Here is a 16,782-nt window from a genome sequence, read left to right on the forward strand (position 1 = left end):
GTCGGGGTGCCGCCGGTGGCCCGGGCGGGCGACGGCGTACGGGCGGCGAGGGAGGGCGGGGCGGTGGTGGCCGGGCGGGCCGTCGGGGCGGCCGGGGCGGGGCGGCCGGTCGGGTCGGCGGCGAGGTCGGGCAGCCCTTCGGCGGCGAGCCGGCGGCGCAGGGTGTTCAGGGCGCGTGACGTCTGGCTCTTCACCGTGCCCGGGGAGATCTCCAGCAGGGCCGCCGTCTGGGCCTCCGACAGGTCCTCGTAGTAGCGCAGCACCAGCACCGCCCGCTGCCGGGCCGGCAACCTGCGCAGGTGCCGCCAGAGGGCGTCCCGGTCGAGCTGCTGCTCGATCTCGTCCACCCCGGCCCGCTCGGGCAGCACCTCGGTGGGGCGCTCACCGTGCCATCGACGCCGCCACCAACTGGTGGACGTGTTGACCATCACCCGCCGGGCGTACGGCTCGACCGCCTCGATCCCGCCCAACCGCCGCCAGGCCAGGTACGTCTTGGTCAGCGCGGTCTGGAGCAGGTCCTCGGCGGTGGCCCAGTCCCCGGCGAGCAGGTACGCGGTACGCAGCAGGGCGCCGGAGCGCGCCGCGACGAAGTCGCGGAACTCGTCCTCCAGCGGATCCCGGTCGGCCACCGCTCACCTCCGCACCCCGTCCTGCCTGGCAGGCTGTCACGCCGGACAGGGTCCGGTCGACGGCGAAAGGTGGGCAGTTCGCCCGACGGACGGACGAAACCGATCAGGCGCCGTCGTCGGCCTTCGCCTCGTCGGCCTCCTTGCCCAACCGGGCCTCGACCGCCTGCGGCTCGTACATCTCCTCCACGACCCGCAGGTAGAGCTCGTTCGGGTTGGGCAGGTTCTTGATCTCACGCAGCGCCTGCTCCTGACCGGCGGACTCCAGCACGAAGGTGCCGTAGTTGAGGGCCCGACCGGTGGGGGTCTGCTCGTACTTCATGTCGGTGACCCGGGCCAGCGGCATCATGGCGACCTTGCGGGTGACGATGCCGTTGACCACCATGACCCGCTTGTTGGTCAGGATGAACCGGTCGTACCACCAGTCGGCGACCTTCCACGCGACCCAGCCCATCACCGCGAACCAGAGCAGCACGGCGATGGTGGTGAGGGCGCCGACGTCCTGCCCGGCGAGGAAGCCGGAGAGGTAGCCGAGGACGAAGGTGGCCGCCACGCCGACGACGATCGGGGTGGCGAGGTGGATCCAGTGCCGCTTCCACTCGCCCCGGTAGCGCTCGGTGGGGAAGAGGTAGCGGGCGACCAGAGAGCTGGGCTCGTCCTCCAGGGGGAGCACCCGGCGGGGTGTCATGCCCTGGGCGTCGGACCGTAGGCCGGCCAGTTCCTCTTCGGAGATGACCGGCTGCTGGTAGCCCGCCTCCGGGTCACGGACCCAGGTCCGCCCCTGTCCGCCGAATCCCGGGGCGTCGCCGTAGCCGGCGTCGTCCGAGAAGGACGGTCCACCGGCGGGTCCCGCCCCGGACCCGTAGGCCGGCCCGTCGTCGGGTCGGTACCTCGGGATCGGCTCGGTGTCCCGCTCCCGGCGGTCCCGGCCGGGATCGTCCGGGTCGAACGGGGGTCCGGAGGGGCTGCCCATCGGCGGTTAAGCGACGAGGCTCGTGAAGAAGTCGCCGAAGCCCTGGGCGATGTCCACGATGCCACCGCCGAGCGACTTGAAGACGTCCGCTGCCGAGTTTGGCCGGTAGGCAACGAAGAAGATCAAGAATGCGATACCGGCCCAGGTGAGGACCTTCTTGACCATAGCGGGCCATCCTCTCGCGCGGCGCCGGGTCCGTTTACCGCAGCGGCACCCAGAGTATCAGCATGATGTCGTAGCGTGAATATCTGCGTCCCATCTCCGACTCGCCCGGGAGGCCGTCAGGCCCCTCCGTGCAGGTACGGGGACGGAGCGCCGTACACGAGCTCGGGCGGAGTCCACTCGGTGAGGTCGTGCAGGACGACATCTTCCGCGAGGAGGTGACCCGCGCTCGCCGGCCAGGCTATCGCATGGAGCCACATTCCCCGAGCCTCACCGGCGTACGCGCTTCGATCCGTGGCCGAATTGATTAACCACAGTGGAGTCGGGTGGCCGCCGACCCTGATCCGCGCCGGCTCGACATGCTCGGGGTGACCAGGGCCGGGACCGGGCCCGGCCAGCACCTCCGTCAACTCTGGACCGGGGTCCGGGCCGGCTACCCCGGCGAACCGGGTGCCCAATCCCACTCCCGGCTCCTCGGCCACCAGGACCAGTTCGGCCGGTCCGCCACCGAGCGGCGCCGGCCCGGCGCACGCGACGGCCGTGGCGCGGACGCCACCGGCCTCGTCACCGGCCCAGGCCACCCCGGTCACCGTCCAGCCGGACGGCAGCGGCCACGGGCACCACAGCGGCAGCGCGGGCCGCTGCGGGTCGCTCTCGGCCGCGACCCGGCCCACCACGCTCGCCACGATGTCGGCGTCGATGTGCTCGGGCACGTGCAGCGGGGCCACCGGTCCGCACCGGACGCAACGCGACTCACCGTGCATCAGGTCCGGTGGGCGCACCTGACCCGCACACCTCGGACAACTCACCACGACACTCACATCCCCACCGTGGCCCGGCGACGCGCCCCCGTCAAGCCGCCGCCACGGACGTGCCCTCCCTTTCCCCACCTCAGCACCCGTACGGCGATTTCCTGCGGCCGGCCTCCGCCCCCGGTGGGGGTGCCGGCCCGACACGGGCCGGGGAAGGTCAGGCGGGCGGGGCGGCGGCGTGGGCGCGCACCCAGGCGTGCATGGCGATGCCGCTGGCCACCCCGGCGTTGATCGACCGGGTCGAGCCGTACTGGGCGATCGAGAAGAGCTGGTCGCAGGCGGTGCGGGCGGCGGCGGACAGCCCCGGCCCCTCCTGGCCGAAGAGCAGCACGCAGCGCCGGGGCAGGGTGGTGGTCTCCAGCGGCCGGGAACCGGGCAGGTTGTCGATGCCGACCACCGGCAGCTCCCGTCCGGCGGCCCAGCCGACGAACTCCTCGATGGTCGGATGGTGCCGGACGTGCTGGTACCGGTCGGTGACCATGGCGCCCCGGCGGTTCCACCGGCGCAGCCCGACGATGTGCACCTCGGCGGCGAGGAAGGCGTTGGCGTTGCGGACCACCGTGCCGATGTTGAAGTCGTGCTGCCAGTTCTCGATGGCCACGTGGAAGTCGTGCCGCCGGGCGTCCAGGTCGGCCACGACGGCCTCCCGCCGCCAGTAGCGGTAGCGGTCCACCACGTTGCGCCGGTCGCCGGCGGCGAGCAGCTCCGGGTCGTAGCGCGGGTCGTCCGGCGGGTCGCCCGGCCACGGTCCGACACCCACGTCGAGCTGGTCCTCGGTCACGGTTCCAAGAGGGTACGGCCGCCGCCGCGACCCTCGCACCCCACCCCGGCCGGTGTCGTCCGGGGCGCGCCCCCGGGTCCACCGGGCAGTACCGCCCTCACCGCCCGCGCAGGCCCAGCGCGTCGCCGAGGCGTTCCAGGAACCGCCGGTCGGTGGGGTCGGGGGCACCGGTCCGGCAGACCCGGACCGCCACCGACTCCACCCACTGCCGGTACGCGGCGGAGTCCGCGGGGTCGGCCCGTCGGCGCAGCACCCGGACGGCGGCCCGGCAGGCCGGCGGCAGGTCCCCGGGGCCGGCGGGCCCGCCGACCGGAGCGGTCGCGCCGTCGTGCCGGGCGTAGATCGCGGCGACCACGGCGCGGACGAGGTCACTGTCGGAGGCCCGGCCGGCGGCGACGGCGTCCAGTCCGACGAGGCCGGCGGTGACGTCCCGGGGCGGGCGGCCGGGGCCCGGCGAGGCGGCGGCCACCAGCACCCGACCGGGCAGTGTGGTGAGCAGTTCCCACTCGGTGGCGGAGTAGACGGCGGTGGTCAGCGGTGCGGCACGCCGTCCGGCAGAGGGCGGCTCTCCGGCGAGGGAGTGGCTCATCAGGACCTCCGCCGCCAGCATAAGCCCGCCGGACGGGTGACGGGCCCGTCCCGGCGCGATCCGCGCCCGCCCGGCCGCCGGTGTCGCGGTCCGGGTGCCCGCGCGTCGCCGTCGACGGGCAGCGGTGAGTACGACTCGACGCGCCTTACCGCTGGTTAAGGAGACACCGGGCGGCGGGTGACAGGGAAATGTCACTCCCGGGCCCACCCGGGGGGAGACGCAATGAGCGGCGGGGCCCTCCCCGGCACCCGCCGCCCACGCTCTGATGTCGAAGATTCTGCCCCACCACGACGATGAACGAACAGAGACGGAGGTCACATTTATCTTTTCGTAACAATACACAGAGTCACTAACGATCAACGAGAGAGCGATCTCCGCAGGTGAAGTAGTACCTTGTCAGGCGACAAGTTGGCGCATGTTGGCTGCTCCGGGCGGCGATCTCCCTGGAAACGCTCCCATCACGGGCCGTCACGCAAATGCGTCATGCAAGTGCAGTCCGCACGCGCGCATCGACAGATGCAGCTCGATGAGCATGATCGGGGCTCCGGCGCGGACCGGTTTCGGCGCGTCCCACCCGGGAATTTGCCGGGGTAGGACCTGGTTCTACGGGACGGAAAAAGCAATCCGCGCTGATCGGAGAGTCCAATGGCAACCGTTGAGCTGACCACGGCCAACTTCGACGAGGTGACCGAGAGCAGCGGCATCGTGCTGGTCGACTTCTGGGCCGAGTGGTGTGGCCCGTGCAAGCGGTTCGCCCCGGTCTACGAGCGCTCGTCGGAGAAGCACCCCGACATCACCTTCGGCAAGGTCGACACCGAGGCGCAGCAGGAGCTGGGCGCCAAGTTCGACATCCGCTCGATCCCGACGATCATGGCGATCCGGGACGGCGTGATCGTCTTCGCCCAGCCCGGCGCGCTGCCCGAGTCGGCCCTGGAGAACCTGATCGAGCAGGTCCAGGCCCTGGACATGGACGACGTCCGCAAGCAGCTCGCCAACCACCAGCACTGAGCGCCGACGCCGGCGGTCGGGCCCCACGGCCCGGCCGCCGGCGTTTCACTTGCGCCATGCTCGCACACATGTTCGAATGAACGGCATGCGCTGGGACCACCTCTCCGCTCCCCCGGACGAGGAGCGTCCCGACCGGGCAGCGCCAGCGACGCCACCCCTGCCGCTGGCGCTGCCCGGCGCGGTCACCCGCACGTTCGACACCCCCGACTTCGCCGGCATGACCTTCTACGAGGTACAGGCCAAGTCGATCATCAACCGGGTGCCGGGCGGGTCGCAGGTGCCGTTCAGCTGGACGATCAACCCGTACCGGGGCTGCACCCACGCCTGCGTCTACTGCTTCGCCCGCAACTCGCACACCTACCTCGACCTCGACGCGGGAGCGGACTTCGACCGCAAGGTGATCGTCAAGGTCAACGCCGGGGAGCTGGTCCGCCGTGAGCTGGCCGCTCCGCGCTGGCGGGGCGCGGCCATCGCGATGGGCACCAACGTCGACTGCTACCAGCGGGCCGAGGGCCGCTACCGGCTGCTGCCGCCGATCATCACGGCGCTGCGGGACTTCGCCAACCCGTTCTCGATCCTCACCAAGGGCACCCTGATCCTGCGCGACCTGCCGCTGCTGCGCCAGGCCGCCGAGGTCACCCGGGTCAGCCTGTCGTTCTCGGTGGCCTTCGTCGACGAGGCGCTGTGGCGGGCGGTGGAGCCGGGCACCCCGAGCCCGCGCCGCCGGCTCGACGCGGTCCGCCGGCTCACCGACGCCGGCTTCGAGGTGGGGGTGCTGATGGCGCCGATCCTGCCCGGCCTCTGCGACGACGACGCGTCGATCGACGCCACCCTCGCCGCCATCGCCGCCGCCGGTGCCACCAGCGTCACCCCGCTGGCCCTGCACCTGCGCCCCGGCGCCCGCCAGTGGTACGCGCACTGGCTGGGCCGCGAGTTCCCGCACCTGGTCCCCCGCTACCGCGAGTTGTACCGGTCCGGGGCCTACCCGCCGCAGGCGTACCAGCGGGAGCTGACCGCCCGGGTGCGGATCGCGGCCCGCCGGCACGGCCTGCACCGGGGCGAGCCCGGCGACACCCGTCGGGTGCCGGCCGCACCGCCCGCACCCGCCCCCGAACAGCTCGCCCTGCTGTGAGCGGGCCGGTCGGGCGCGGCGGCGGAAGCACGCCACACCCCGGTCCCCCGCACCGACCCCGGCGGCCGGGCCGGTCCCGCCCGCCCGCATTCAGGCTAGGCTCGGCGGATGCGGACCGCACAGCAGCTTCTCGCCGACTCCGCCGTGATCGCCGTCGTGGGCGCGTCCCGCGACCCGGGCAAGGCCGCGCACCGGGTGCCGGCGCAGATGCAGCGGTACGGCTGGCGGATCATCCCGGTCAACCCGACCGTGGACGAGTTGTTCGGTGAACGGGCCTACCCGTCGCTCGCCGACATTCCGCACCCGGTGGACCTGGTGAACGTCTTCCGCCCGGCCCGGGACGCCGTCGAGGTGGCACGGCAGGCGGCGGCGATCGGCGCACCGGCGGTCTGGCTCCAGCTCGGCATCGTCTCCGCCGAGGCGCGGCGGATCGCCGAGGCGGCCGGCATGGACTACGTCGAGGACCGCTGTCTGATCGTCGAGCGGGCCGCCGCCGGCCTCTCCCGGCTCCCCTGACCGGTCCCCGACCCGCCCCGACGAGGTGACCCGGCGTCAACCAGGTGAAAAGCCGCGCCGCCGGCCGGTAGCGTCCGCCGGAGAGAGGCCACTGACCTGCGGCGGAGGGCGGGCACCGTGAGTACGCCACCGGGGGAGCCGGAGCAGCCACCGTCACCGTACGAGCCACCCCACCGGCCGCCCGACGAGCCGGCCACCCCGCCCGTCCCGCCGGACGGACCGTGGAGCCCGACGGAGCCCGAGCCGTCGGCGTGGGCCCAACCGCCCGAGCCGTCACCCTGGGCTCAGCCGACCGAGCCGTCGGCCCAGGCCCGCCCACCGGAGTCGGGTCGGGCCGGTGAGTCCCCGGGCGGCGGCCAGCCGGGCGGGTCAGCCCCACCCTCCGGGTCGCCCGGCTGGACCGGGCCGCCGTCGGGCGAGCAGCCGGCGGGCACGCCGCCGGGCGGGCCAGCGGCGTGGGAGCAGCCACCGTCGTGGGGGCAGCCGCCGGGCGACCAGCAGTGGGGCTACCCACCACCCGGGCCGTACGGGCCACCGGGTGTCGGTGGGACCAACGTGATGGCGATCCTGTCCCTGGTGTTCGCCTTCGTCTTCGCCCCGGCCGGCATCGTCCTCGGCCACCTGGCGAAACGGCAGATCCGGCGTACCGGCGAGGACGGCGACCAGCTCGCCACCTGGGGGCTGGTCCTCAGCTACGCGTTCACCGCGATCGGGGTGCTGGTCTGCTGCGGCTGGCTCGCCCTCGTCGTGGTGGCCGGCGTCGGCAGCAGCAGCGGCACCGGTTACTGATCAGCGGAACTGCGCCTCCCGGACGCTGTTGCCGCCGTCCACCACCAGCATCTGCCCCGTGATGTACGACGCCGCGGGCGAGCAGAGGAAGCTGATCGCGGCGGCCACCTCGTCGGGGGTGCCGGGACGGCCGACCGGGGTGCCGAGCCCCTGCTTGATCTCCGCCATCGTGGAGGCCGCCGTGTAGATGGTGCCGGGGGCCACCGCGTTCACCGTCACCCCGTCGGCGATCATCTCCATCGCCAGCGCCCGGGTCAGCCCGACCACCCCCGCCTTGGCCGCCGCGTACGCCGCCTCCGTGGGCAGGGCGTTGACCGGCCCGGCGGTGGCCGAGAGGTTGACGATCCGCCCCCAGCCCCGCTCGGCCATCCCACTGATGAAGGCCCGACTGCACAGGAACGCGGTGGTCAGGTTCCGGTCGATCTCGCCGCGCCACTCGTCGTAGCTGAGCTGGGCCACCGGGCGGAGCACCTCGGGGCTGGCCCGGCTGGCCAGGCCGGCGTTGTTGACCAGCACCTCGACGTCACCGAGCTGCTCGGCGACCGCGTCGGCGAGCGCGCCGACCTCGGACTCGTCGGTCAGGTCGGCGACGAAACCGGTCACGCCCAGCTCACCGGCCCGCTCGTGGATACGCCGGGTGGTGGAGACGATCGCCACCCGGGCGCCCAGGTCGGCCAGTCGGCGGGCGGTGGCGTACCCGATGCCGTCGGCGCTGCCCGCGCCGGTGACCAGGGCGACCCGGCCGTCCAGCCGCATGGTCACCGGGTCCGGCAGCGGCACCGGTTCGTCCTGGCCGGGTTGGCTGCCACCGGTGGTGGCGCGGGTGCGCCGGGCCAGGCCGGGGCGGCTCACGTCCCGCCTCGGTCGGCTGCCGGATCGGTCGGCCCCACGCGCGTCGATAGCCATGCCGGCATCCTGCCCGCTCGACCGGACGGGGGCAACGAGCCACCACGGGGCCGACCTCGCCGCTGTGCGGTCCTGGCTACCCTGACGGCGCACCTACATGCGACGGAGAAGATCAGATGACCTACCCCCCGCCCTCCGACGGCTGGTCGGACCCGGCCTGGTCGGCGCAGCAACCCGACCCGACACTGCAGGCCAGTGGCCCGCCCATGTCCGCCCCACCGGTCGGCAAGGACCCGTACGCCCCGGCCGACCCGTACGCGGGCGCGCCGCACATCCCCGCCCAGGCCGCCCCGGTCGACCCGTACGCCGCCGCTGCCGCCTACCCGCAGCCCGTCGGCTACCCGCAGCCGATGGGGTACGCCGGTTACGGCGGTTACCAGCCCCCGCCGCCGCAGAACGGCCTCGCCATCGCCTCGATGATCGTCTCGATCATCGGTGCGATCGGGCTGTGCGGCTACGGGCTCGGCGGCTACGTCGGCCTCATCGGCGCGATCCTCGGCCACGTGGCCCGGCGGCAGATCCGGGAGCGGGGGGAGGGCGGTGCGGGCTTCGCCACCGCCGGCATCGTCGTCGGGTGGATCTCCACCGTCATCGCGGTGCTGGCCACCATCGCCATGGTGGTCTTCTTCGTCTGGCTGGCCAACCAGGAGTCGACGACCGGCTACGGCACCTCGTACTGAGCGGTGGGGCCGCCCCGGGCACCCTGGGCGGCCCACCCGGTCACCCGCACGTGACGAGAACCCGACGACCCCCGTGAACGTGGTGACGCCACGGTAACCTCGTGCCGTGACCGGGGTGGATGGACCTGTGGAAGACGTCACCGGGCGGCGGACCGTGGTGGTGACCGGGGCCAGTTCGGGCATCGGCCTGGCCGCCGCGGTGGCACTGGCCCGGCGCGGCGACCGGGTGGCGCTCGTCGGCCGGGATCCGGCCCGCCTCCAGGCCGCCGGCGACCGGGTACGCGAGGCGTCCGGCGAACGCCCCGAACTGTTCCGCGCCGACTTCGCCGTGCTCGACGACGTACGCGGGCTCGCCGAGCGGCTGCGGGCGGCGTACGACCGGATCGACGTGCTGGCGAACAACGCCGGGGCGATCGTGTTGGAGCCGCTCACCACTGTCGACGGGTTCGAGCTGTCGATCCAGGCCAACCACCTGGCCCCGTTCCTGCTGAGCAACCTGCTGGTCGACCGGGTCGGCCGGCTGGTGGTGACCGCCTCCGGCGCGCACCGTAGCGGGACCCTCGACCCGGACGACCTCAACGCCGCGCTACGCCGCTACCGGCCGATCCGTGCGTACGGCACCAGCAAGCAGGCCAACATCCTGTTCGCCGCCGAGGCCGCCCGGCGCTGGCCCGACATCCCGGCGTACTCGTTCCACCCGGGGGTGGTGCGGACCCGGTTCGGCGCGGACAGCCGGCTGGTCGCCCTCGGCATGCGGGTGATGCCGTTCCGCAGCCCGGAGAAGGGCGCGGAGACGCTCGTCTGGCTCGCCAACCAGCCGGCGTCCCGGCTGGTCGACGGCGGCTACTACGCCGACCGGCGACTGCGCCGGCCCTGGCCGCGAGCCGCCGACCCGGCGCTCGCCGCGCGCCTCTGGGCCGCCAGCGCCGCCGCCGTCGGCATCACCGCCTGACCCGACCGGAGTCACCGGGGCCGTGCTAGTCGACGACGTGGACCGGAATACTGGTCACCACCACCCCGGGCAGCGCCCGCAACGCCCGGCGCAGCCGTTGGCCGGTACGGCTGTGCAGCAGGCGGTGCCACGGCCGGCGCAGCACCACCTCCGGCACCACCACGGTCAGCACCAGTTCCGGCGCGGCGGCGTGCAGCGCCTCCAGGTAGTGCGCCAGCGGCCCGACCACCGCCCGGTACGGCGAGACGATCGTCTCCAGCCGGACGTGGTCCCCCCAGGCCCGCCACTGCTCCCGGAACCGGTCCGCCTCGGCGTCCTCCGGGGCGAGGTGCACCGCCAGCGTCGGCCGGCCCAGTGACACGGCGTACGCCAGGGCGCGCATCGAGGCGCGGTTGAGGCGTACCACCGGGACCACCACCAGGTGGCGCAGCTCCTGCGGCACCTCCTCGCCCTCGACGGGCCTGCCCGCCGGTGCGCCGGACGGTCCGGCGGCGGGTTCCGGCGGCCCGGCGGCGGGTCCGCAGGCGGCGGCCGGCGGGGCGGGGACGGGAGTTGGAGGACGCAGGGCCAGGGCGGCGTGCAGGGTGCGGTAGTGCCGGTGGATCCGGGCGAAGAGCAGCACCAGCAGCGGTACGGCGACCACCACCACCCAGGCGCCCTCGGTGAACTTCGCCACCGCCGCGGTGAGCAGCACCAGACCGGACAGGGCCGCGCCGACGCCGTTGACCGCCGCCCGCCGCCGCCAGCCACCGCCCCGGTGCCGCCGCCAGTGCACCACCATGCCGCTCTGCGACAGGGTGAAGGCGAGGAACACCCCCACCGCGTACAACGGGATCAGTTTCTCGGTGTGACCGCCGAACGCGACGAACACGACGACCGCCGTCCCGGCCAGCGCGACCAGGCCGTTGCCGAACGCCAGCCGGTCGCCCAGGTGCAGGAAGCGGCGGGGGGCGTGACCGGCGCGGGCCATGAAGAACAGCAGCCGGGGAAAGTCGTTGAACGCGGTGTTCGCCGCCAGCAGCAGGATCAGCGCGGTGGTCACCTGGACGACGGCGTACCACGGGCCGGTGGGGAAGGTGAGCCGGGCGAGTTGGGACAGCAGCGTCTCGTCGGGGCGGGGCACCAGGCCGGCCAGGTGGATCAGCAGGGTCAGCCCGGCGAAGAGGACCACCAGCATCGCCACCATCCAGGCCAGCGTGGTCCGCGCGTTGCGCCACTCCGGCGCACGGAACGCGGGGACCGCGTTGGAGACCGCCTCGATGCCGGTCATCGACACCGCCCCGGAAGCGAACGCCCGCAGCACCAGCAGCAGCCCCAGCCCCTCCGTCGCCGGCACCACCGGCGGGGCCACCGGCGCGAAACCCCGGCCCGCCGCCCGCAGGTAGCCGACCACGAGCAACCCGAGCACGGCGGCCACGAAGGCGTACGTCGGCAGGACGAAGAGGTTGCCGGCGGCGCGTACCCCGCGCAGGTTGCCGGCGAGCAGCAGCAGGATCACCAGCACCCCGAGCGGCACGGCGAACGGCGTCAGCCCCGGCAGCGCCGAGGTGATCGCGTGCACGCCCGCCGCGATCGACACCGACACGGTCAGCACGTAGTCGAGCATCAGCCCGGCGGCGGCGGTCAGCCCCGCGCCGACCCCCAGGTTGTCCCCCGCCACCAGGTACGACCCGGCCCCGTGCGGGTACGCCGGGATGGTCTGCCGGTACGAGACCCCGACGGCGACCATCAGCAGCACCAGCCCGGCCGACAGGGGCAGCGCCAGGCCCAACGCCCCGCTGCCGGCCAGCACCAGCACGGTCAGCAGCGCCTCCGGCCCGTACGCGACCGAGCTGAGCAGGTCGGAGGAGAGCACCGGCAGGGCCACCAGTTTGCGCATCCGCTCGTGCAGCACGGCCGCGCTGGCCAGCGGCGGGCCGAGGAACACCCGGCGGACCCGGCCCAGCCGGCGGCCGAGGGGGGAGTGCGGCTGGTCGGCCGGTTCGGCGGCGACCAGCCCGTCCCGCCCGCCCGCCGGGCCCGGCGCCGGCCGGAACAGCGCGATCGGGGCCAGCCGGCTGAACCGGCCCGGGGTGGGACGGTTCCGGTAGCGGTCCAGGGTCGGGTCGACCGGCAGGGTGGGTGGCGCATCGACCCGCCAGTGCGCGCCGACCCGGCGCAGGGTATCCACCTCGGCCGGGTCCAGCGGCGGGAACTCGGCCGACGGGGTGACCACGGTGCCGCTGCGGTCGTCGTCCGCGCTGCGCCCCGCCATCGCCCCACCTCCCCCCGCACTCTCACGTGCGGACGGGACCCGTGCCCGCCGTTCGGGCGGAATCGCGACGAACGGACCCACCGGCGGGCGACCTGGCCGGGCGGTCAGGGCAACCGCGCAGGTGGTCAGGGTGCCGGTGGGGCGGCGTCGGCGGGCAGCGCGGCCGGGGCGGCACGCCGGCCCGTACGGGCACCGCCGAGCACCACCACGACCACCCCGGCGAGCAGCAGCGCCAACCCGGGCAGCGCGTACGGGCGGGGCAACTGCCCCAGCCAGGCCCAGGCGATCAGCGCCGCACCGGGGGCCTCCAGCAGGATCAGCACGCTGATCGTGGTCGCCGACACCCGGCGCAGCGCGTGGTTGAACATCGAGTGGCCGAGCAGTTGGGCCCCCACCACCAGCCCGACGATCGCCAGCCAGGTGCTGGCGCCCCAGCCGTGCAGCCGTACCCCGGTGACCAGGCAGACCAGCAGCAGGATCGCCGCGCACACCCCGTAGCAGATGGTGGTGTAGGTGGTGGTGCTGATGGTGGCGCGGGCGCGTTCACCGAACGCGGTGTAGACGGCGGCGAACATCCCGCCGACCACCGCGAGCAGGTCACCGGCGAAGGCCCGGCCGGAGACGCCGACGTCCGCGCCGGTCGCCAGCACCGCGCCGGTCACCGCCACCCCGATGCCGACCCAGACGGGGTACGACAGCCGCCGGCCCTGCCACCGGGCGATCAGCCCCTGCCAGACCGGTTGGGTGGCGCCCAGCGCGGTGGCCGCCGCGACCGAGGTGAGCTTGGCGCTCGGCATCCAGGTGGCGAAGTGCGCGGCCAGCGCCACCCCGGACAGCACGCAGTACCAGCCTTCCCGGCGGCCCGCCCCCACGGTCAGGGCACGCAGTTCGGCCCGGCGGCGGGCCAGCGTGAACGGGGCGAGCACGGTGACCGCGAGCAGGTTCCGCCAGCACGCCACGGCCAGCGCCGGTGCCGCCGCGAAGGCGATCAGCGGGGCCGACGACGAGACCGAGGCGACGGCGAGCACGAGGACGCCGACGGTGAGCGGGTCGACGGGCGGACGCGGCGGCGGTGGGGCGGAGGACACGGTGGGTCATCCTCACACGGGCGGCGGCGGCCACACCGCGCCGGGCCGCAGGTCAGCGGCGGCGGACCCGGTGCAGGCGGAACGGCTTGCGGGTGGCCCGGACCACGGCCGCGCCCCGGGGCTCGGCGGCCAGCGAGGTGTCCGGCAGGGCGTCCCCGGCGTCCGGCGCGCCGTCCGGGACGAGCCGGGTCAGCGCGCAGCCGTCGGCCGCCCAGCGGGCCACCAGGTCGGCGGTCGGGCCGGAGGCGTTGAGCCGCTTCGCCGCCACCAGCGGGGCGGAGGTCTCCCACTGCGGGCTGCCCGGGGCGAGCCGGGTCACCCGGGCCGGCCAGGTCACGATGCGCCCGCCGTGGTCGCCGCGCAGGGTCACCCGGGCCGTGGCGGCGTCGGCCAGCCCCGGCGCGGTCTGCTCCCCCGGCCCGCTGACCACGAACAACGACCCCTCCAGGGGTACGCACCACAGCGCGACCGCCGGCCCGTCGCCGATCCCCACCCAGGCCACGGCCGCCTTCTTGATCGCCTCGTCGACCAGTGGCGTCGACCGGGAGGCGTCCACCTCGTCCGTCACACCCGCATCCTCTCGCAGCTCCCACCCGGTCGGCACCCGACTGCCGTCGCCGGCCCGGACGGGGGCGACGGTAGCCCGGTCACCCGACGAACGGCGGCACCAGGATCTCGCCCCGGGCGACCGGCATCACCTGGCCGGTCACGGTCGTGCCGACCGCCGTCCCGTCCTCGGCGGTCACCGTGCAGGCCAGGGCGGACGGGCGGCCGATCTCCGCGCCCTGCCGGACGGCGTAATCGCTGCGGCCGGTGCCGGGGAGCAGACCGCTGGCGACCAGCCACACCCCCAGCCCGAGGGCGGCCGAACCGGTGGCCGGGTCCTCGGGCACGCCGAGCCCCGGCACGAAGACCCGGGCGTGGGCGGTACGCGTGTCGGCGTCCCAGGAGAAGACGCTGACGTGCTCCACCCCGTACCGCTGGGCGGCCACCGTGTTGACCCGGGCCCGGGCCACCGCGTCGGGGTGCACCGGCAGGTAGGGGAACTCCAGCCCGCAGCCGGCCACCCGGGGGGCCGGGCCGGCGTGGTCGGCGGCGGTGAGCCCGGCCATCTCCAGCAGCGGTTCCGGGTCGAGTTCCGGCCCGAGGGTGGGGGTGCCGCCGGTCAGGGTGGCGCCGTTCGCGGTCACCTCGATCGGCAGCACCCCGGCGTGGCACTCCTGGCTGACCGACCCGGCGGGGAACAGGCCACGGCGGCTGGCGGTGACCGCCGCGCCGACGCTGGGGTGACCGGCGAAGGGCAACTCCCCGGTCGGGGTGAAGATCCGGGCCCGGTAGGTGGCGCCCACCTGGGTCGGCGGCAGCACGAACACCGTCTCCGACAGGTTGAACTCCATCGCCAGCACCTGCATCTGCTCGGTGGCCAGCGCTTCGGCGCCGAACACCACGGCCAGGGGGTTGCCGGCGAACGGGCGGTCGGTGAAGACGTCCACGATCTCGTAGGCCAGGGTCGACATGGTGATAAACATTAGGCGCTTAGGCTGGTGGCCGTGAGCACGCCGAACCGGGTCTACATCGCTCGACTCGCCGGAGTCGCCGTCTTCGACCCGAACGGCGACCAGGTGGGGCGGGTCCGCGACGCCGTGGCCCGGATCCGGCCGACCCAGCGCCCGCCCGAGGTGGTGGGTCTGGTGGCCGAGATGCCGATGCGCCGCCGTATCTTCCTGTCCATCAACCGGATCACCTCCATCGACGCCGACGCGATCGTGCTCGGCAGCGGCACCCTCAACCTGCGCCGCTTCTCCAAACGCCCCAACGAGCTGCTCGTCCTCCAGGAACTGCTGGACCGGCGGGTGCAGCTCGAACCGGGCGGCCAGCCCGGCGCGGTCGTCGACGTGGCGATGGAGTGCAGCCGGGGCGGCGAGTGGTCGCTGTCCCGGGTCGCCGTCCGCGAGCAGTCCAGCCGGTTGACCCGCCGTGGCCACCTGCACCAGGTGGACTGGGACCGGGTACGCGGGTTGAGTGGCATCGCCGACAACCGGGGTACGGCCAACCTGCTGGCCGTACTGGAGGACATGCGCCCCGCCGACCTGGCCAACGCGCTGCAGGATCTGCCCGACGCCCGGCGCAACGAGGTCGCGGCGGCCCTCGACGACGAACGTCTCGCCGACGTGCTCAGCGAGCTGCCCGAACGCGACCAGGTGGAGATTCTCGCCGCGCTGGACCGGGAACGGGCCGCCGACGTGCTGGAGGAGATGGACCCGGACGACGCCGCCGACCTGCTCAACGAGCTGCCCCCGCCGGAGCAGGACGTGCTGCTCGACCTGATGGAACCGGACGAGGCCGACCCGGTCCGCCAACTGCTCAAGTACACCTCCGGTACGGCGGGCAGCGTGATGACCTCCGAACCGGTGATCCTGCCGCCGGACGCCACGGTCGCCGAGGCGCTGGCCCGGATCAGGGAGGAGCAGCTCTCCCCGGCGATCGCCGCGCAGGTCTTCGTGACCCGCGCCCCGATGACCACCCCGACCGGCCGCTACCTGGGCATCGTGCACTTCCAGCGGCTGCTGCGCGAACCCCCGGCCGACCTGCTCGGCGGGGTGGTGATCAACGACATCGATCCGCTGCGGCCGACCACCCCGCTGCCGGAGATAACCCGCCGGATGGCCACCTACGACCTGGTCGCGATGCCGGTGGTCGACCGGAACAACCGGCTGGTCGGCGCGGTCACCGTCGACGACGTGCTCGACCACTCGCTGCCCCGGGACTGGCGGGACCGCGACGCCGTGTCCACCCCGGGCGCGGACGAGTCGACGGAGCTGCCCACCACGCCGGTAGGCGGTGACACCGATGGCTGACCAGCGGCGGACCGAGCGGCTGGACCAGCCGCGCGAGCCCCGGGGCGTCAAGCTGCCCCGGTTCGACCCGGAGGCGTTCGGCCGCTGGTCGGAGGGGATCGCCCGGGGCATGGGCACGGCGAACTTCATCGTCTACATGACGGTGGTGATCGCGCTGTGGTTCGGCTGGAACACCCTGGCCCCGGCGGACCTGCGCTTCGACCCGTACACGTTCACGTTCCTGACCCTGGTGCTGTCGTTGCAGGCGTCGTACGCGGCCCCCCTGATCCTGCTCGCGCAGAACCGGCAGACCGACCGGGACCGGGTGGCGTTGGAGGAGGACCGTCGCCGGGCGACCATGCAGAAGGCGGACACCGAGTACCTGGCCCGGGAGGTGGCCGCGCTGCGGATCGCCCTGGGTGAGGTGGCGACCCGGGACTTCCTCCGTTCGGAGCTGGCCCGGCTGGCCGAGGAGCTGGACGCGGCGGCGCAGCGGCGGCAGAAACGGGAGTTGCGGCAGCCGGAACGGCCGCGCGGTGAGGGCCGGTCCGGCGGGGGTGAGCCGCCGCTCGACGAGCCGCGCGACGATCTCGACGGCGACTACGCCCGCGACGGTCACCGCCCGGACAGCTGAGCGGGCCGGGCACCCGTACCCGATCGTCCGGCTTTGTCCGGTG

The 16,782-nt window shown here is 74.2% G+C and carries 19 protein-coding genes; 8 read left to right on the top strand and 11 right to left on the bottom strand.

The genetic code is table 11. The features are described from left to right. From H1A17_RS25500 to H1A17_RS25525, 6 genes are all read right to left on the bottom strand, one after another. Positions 1-629 (bottom strand): SigE family RNA polymerase sigma factor (locus H1A17_RS25500; RefSeq protein ID WP_309236860.1); only part of this gene is annotated, 629 nt, incomplete at its 3' end. Positions 630-732: 103 nt separating this feature from the next. Further along, on the bottom strand, positions 733-1,599 hold the full coding sequence (locus tag H1A17_RS25505; RefSeq protein WP_145917765.1) for a PH domain-containing protein: 867 nt from the start codon (positions 1,597-1,599) through the stop codon (positions 733-735). Between the two features lie 6 nt (positions 1,600-1,605). Continuing rightward, positions 1,606-1,764, bottom strand: coding sequence for a hypothetical protein (locus H1A17_RS25510; RefSeq protein ID WP_165942702.1), 159 nt, complete (start codon positions 1,762-1,764; stop codon positions 1,606-1,608). A gap of 116 nt (positions 1,765-1,880) precedes the next feature. Next, positions 1,881-2,582: a DUF6758 family protein gene (locus tag H1A17_RS25515; protein ID WP_309236861.1), complete on the bottom strand. Its 702-nt coding sequence runs from the start codon at positions 2,580-2,582 to the stop codon at positions 1,881-1,883. A gap of 148 nt (positions 2,583-2,730) precedes the next feature. Beyond that, positions 2,731-3,354, bottom strand: coding sequence for an RNA methyltransferase (locus H1A17_RS25520; protein ID WP_145917764.1), 624 nt, complete (start codon positions 3,352-3,354; stop codon positions 2,731-2,733). Positions 3,355-3,451: 97 nt separating this feature from the next. Beyond that, on the bottom strand, positions 3,452-3,964 hold the full coding sequence (locus H1A17_RS25525; RefSeq protein WP_194823073.1) for a hypothetical protein: 513 nt from the start codon (positions 3,962-3,964) through the stop codon (positions 3,452-3,454). Between the two features lie 624 nt (positions 3,965-4,588). Between H1A17_RS25525 and trxA the strand changes: the two genes are divergently transcribed. The 4 genes from trxA (at position 4,589) to H1A17_RS34735 (ending at position 7,388) form a co-directional block, all read left to right on the top strand. Next, positions 4,589-4,951, top strand: a complete 363-nt coding sequence (gene trxA, locus H1A17_RS25530) for a thioredoxin (RefSeq protein ID WP_088647038.1) — start codon at positions 4,589-4,591, stop codon at positions 4,949-4,951. Between the two features lie 85 nt (positions 4,952-5,036). After that, positions 5,037-6,083, top strand: a complete 1,047-nt coding sequence (locus H1A17_RS25535; protein ID WP_145917762.1) for an Rv2578c family radical SAM protein — start codon at positions 5,037-5,039, stop codon at positions 6,081-6,083. 108 nt (positions 6,084-6,191) lie between these two features. Further along, positions 6,192-6,599 carry a CoA-binding protein gene (locus H1A17_RS25540; RefSeq protein WP_145917761.1) on the top strand — a complete coding sequence of 136 codons (408 nt, stop codon included), beginning with the start codon at positions 6,192-6,194 and terminating at the stop codon, positions 6,597-6,599. Between the two features lie 558 nt (positions 6,600-7,157). Beyond that, positions 7,158-7,388 (top strand): DUF4190 domain-containing protein, encoded by a 231-nt coding sequence (locus H1A17_RS34735; RefSeq protein WP_375372831.1) that lies wholly within the window; start codon positions 7,158-7,160, stop codon positions 7,386-7,388. Here H1A17_RS34735 and H1A17_RS25550 read toward each other — a convergent pair whose 3' ends face one another. Continuing rightward, positions 7,389-8,225: an SDR family NAD(P)-dependent oxidoreductase gene (locus H1A17_RS25550; protein WP_194823078.1), complete on the bottom strand. Its 837-nt coding sequence runs from the start codon at positions 8,223-8,225 to the stop codon at positions 7,389-7,391. A 185-nt stretch (positions 8,226-8,410) separates the two neighbouring features. Here H1A17_RS25550 and H1A17_RS25555 point away from each other — a divergent pair, with 185 nt between their 5' ends. Continuing rightward, complete coding sequence (locus H1A17_RS25555) at positions 8,411-8,974, top strand: DUF4190 domain-containing protein (protein WP_145917759.1); 564 nt, start codon at positions 8,411-8,413, stop codon at positions 8,972-8,974. Positions 8,975-9,101: 127 nt separating this feature from the next. Further along, positions 9,102-9,926: an SDR family NAD(P)-dependent oxidoreductase gene (locus H1A17_RS25560; protein WP_145922546.1), complete on the top strand. Its 825-nt coding sequence runs from the start codon at positions 9,102-9,104 to the stop codon at positions 9,924-9,926. Between the two features lie 25 nt (positions 9,927-9,951). On the opposite strand, the gene H1A17_RS25565 is transcribed toward H1A17_RS25560, so the two are convergent. From H1A17_RS25565 to H1A17_RS25580, 4 genes are all read right to left on the bottom strand, one after another. After that, positions 9,952-12,180 (bottom strand): APC family permease, encoded by a 2,229-nt coding sequence (locus H1A17_RS25565; protein ID WP_145917758.1) that lies wholly within the window; start codon positions 12,178-12,180, stop codon positions 9,952-9,954. Positions 12,181-12,305: 125 nt separating this feature from the next. Beyond that, positions 12,306-13,268: a DMT family transporter gene (locus tag H1A17_RS25570; protein ID WP_145917757.1), complete on the bottom strand. Its 963-nt coding sequence runs from the start codon at positions 13,266-13,268 to the stop codon at positions 12,306-12,308. Between the two features lie 52 nt (positions 13,269-13,320). Then, positions 13,321-13,854: a hypothetical protein gene (locus H1A17_RS25575; RefSeq protein WP_228544217.1), complete on the bottom strand. Its 534-nt coding sequence runs from the start codon at positions 13,852-13,854 to the stop codon at positions 13,321-13,323. Positions 13,855-13,915: 61 nt separating this feature from the next. Then, positions 13,916-14,785 carry a PhzF family phenazine biosynthesis protein gene (locus H1A17_RS25580; protein WP_194823074.1) on the bottom strand — a complete coding sequence of 290 codons (870 nt, stop codon included), beginning with the start codon at positions 14,783-14,785 and terminating at the stop codon, positions 13,916-13,918. Between the two features lie 33 nt (positions 14,786-14,818). Between H1A17_RS25580 and H1A17_RS25585 the strand changes: the two genes are divergently transcribed. Together H1A17_RS25585 and H1A17_RS25590 are read left to right on the top strand one after the other, a co-directional pair. Continuing rightward, positions 14,819-16,126: a magnesium transporter MgtE N-terminal domain-containing protein gene (locus tag H1A17_RS25585; RefSeq protein ID WP_194823075.1), complete on the top strand. Its 1,308-nt coding sequence runs from the start codon at positions 14,819-14,821 to the stop codon at positions 16,124-16,126. Next, entirely contained in the window at positions 16,119-16,739 is a 621-nt protein-coding gene (locus H1A17_RS25590; RefSeq protein ID WP_145917753.1) for a DUF1003 domain-containing protein, read from the top strand. Before H1A17_RS25585 ends, H1A17_RS25590 begins: the two co-directional genes overlap by 8 nt. The last annotated feature ends 43 nt before the right edge of the window (positions 16,740-16,782 follow it).

This window comes from Micromonospora sp. S-DT3-3-22 (assembly GCF_015354745.1).
In the GTDB taxonomy this organism is placed as follows: Bacteria; Actinomycetota; Actinomycetes; order Mycobacteriales; family Micromonosporaceae; genus Micromonospora; species Micromonospora wenchangensis.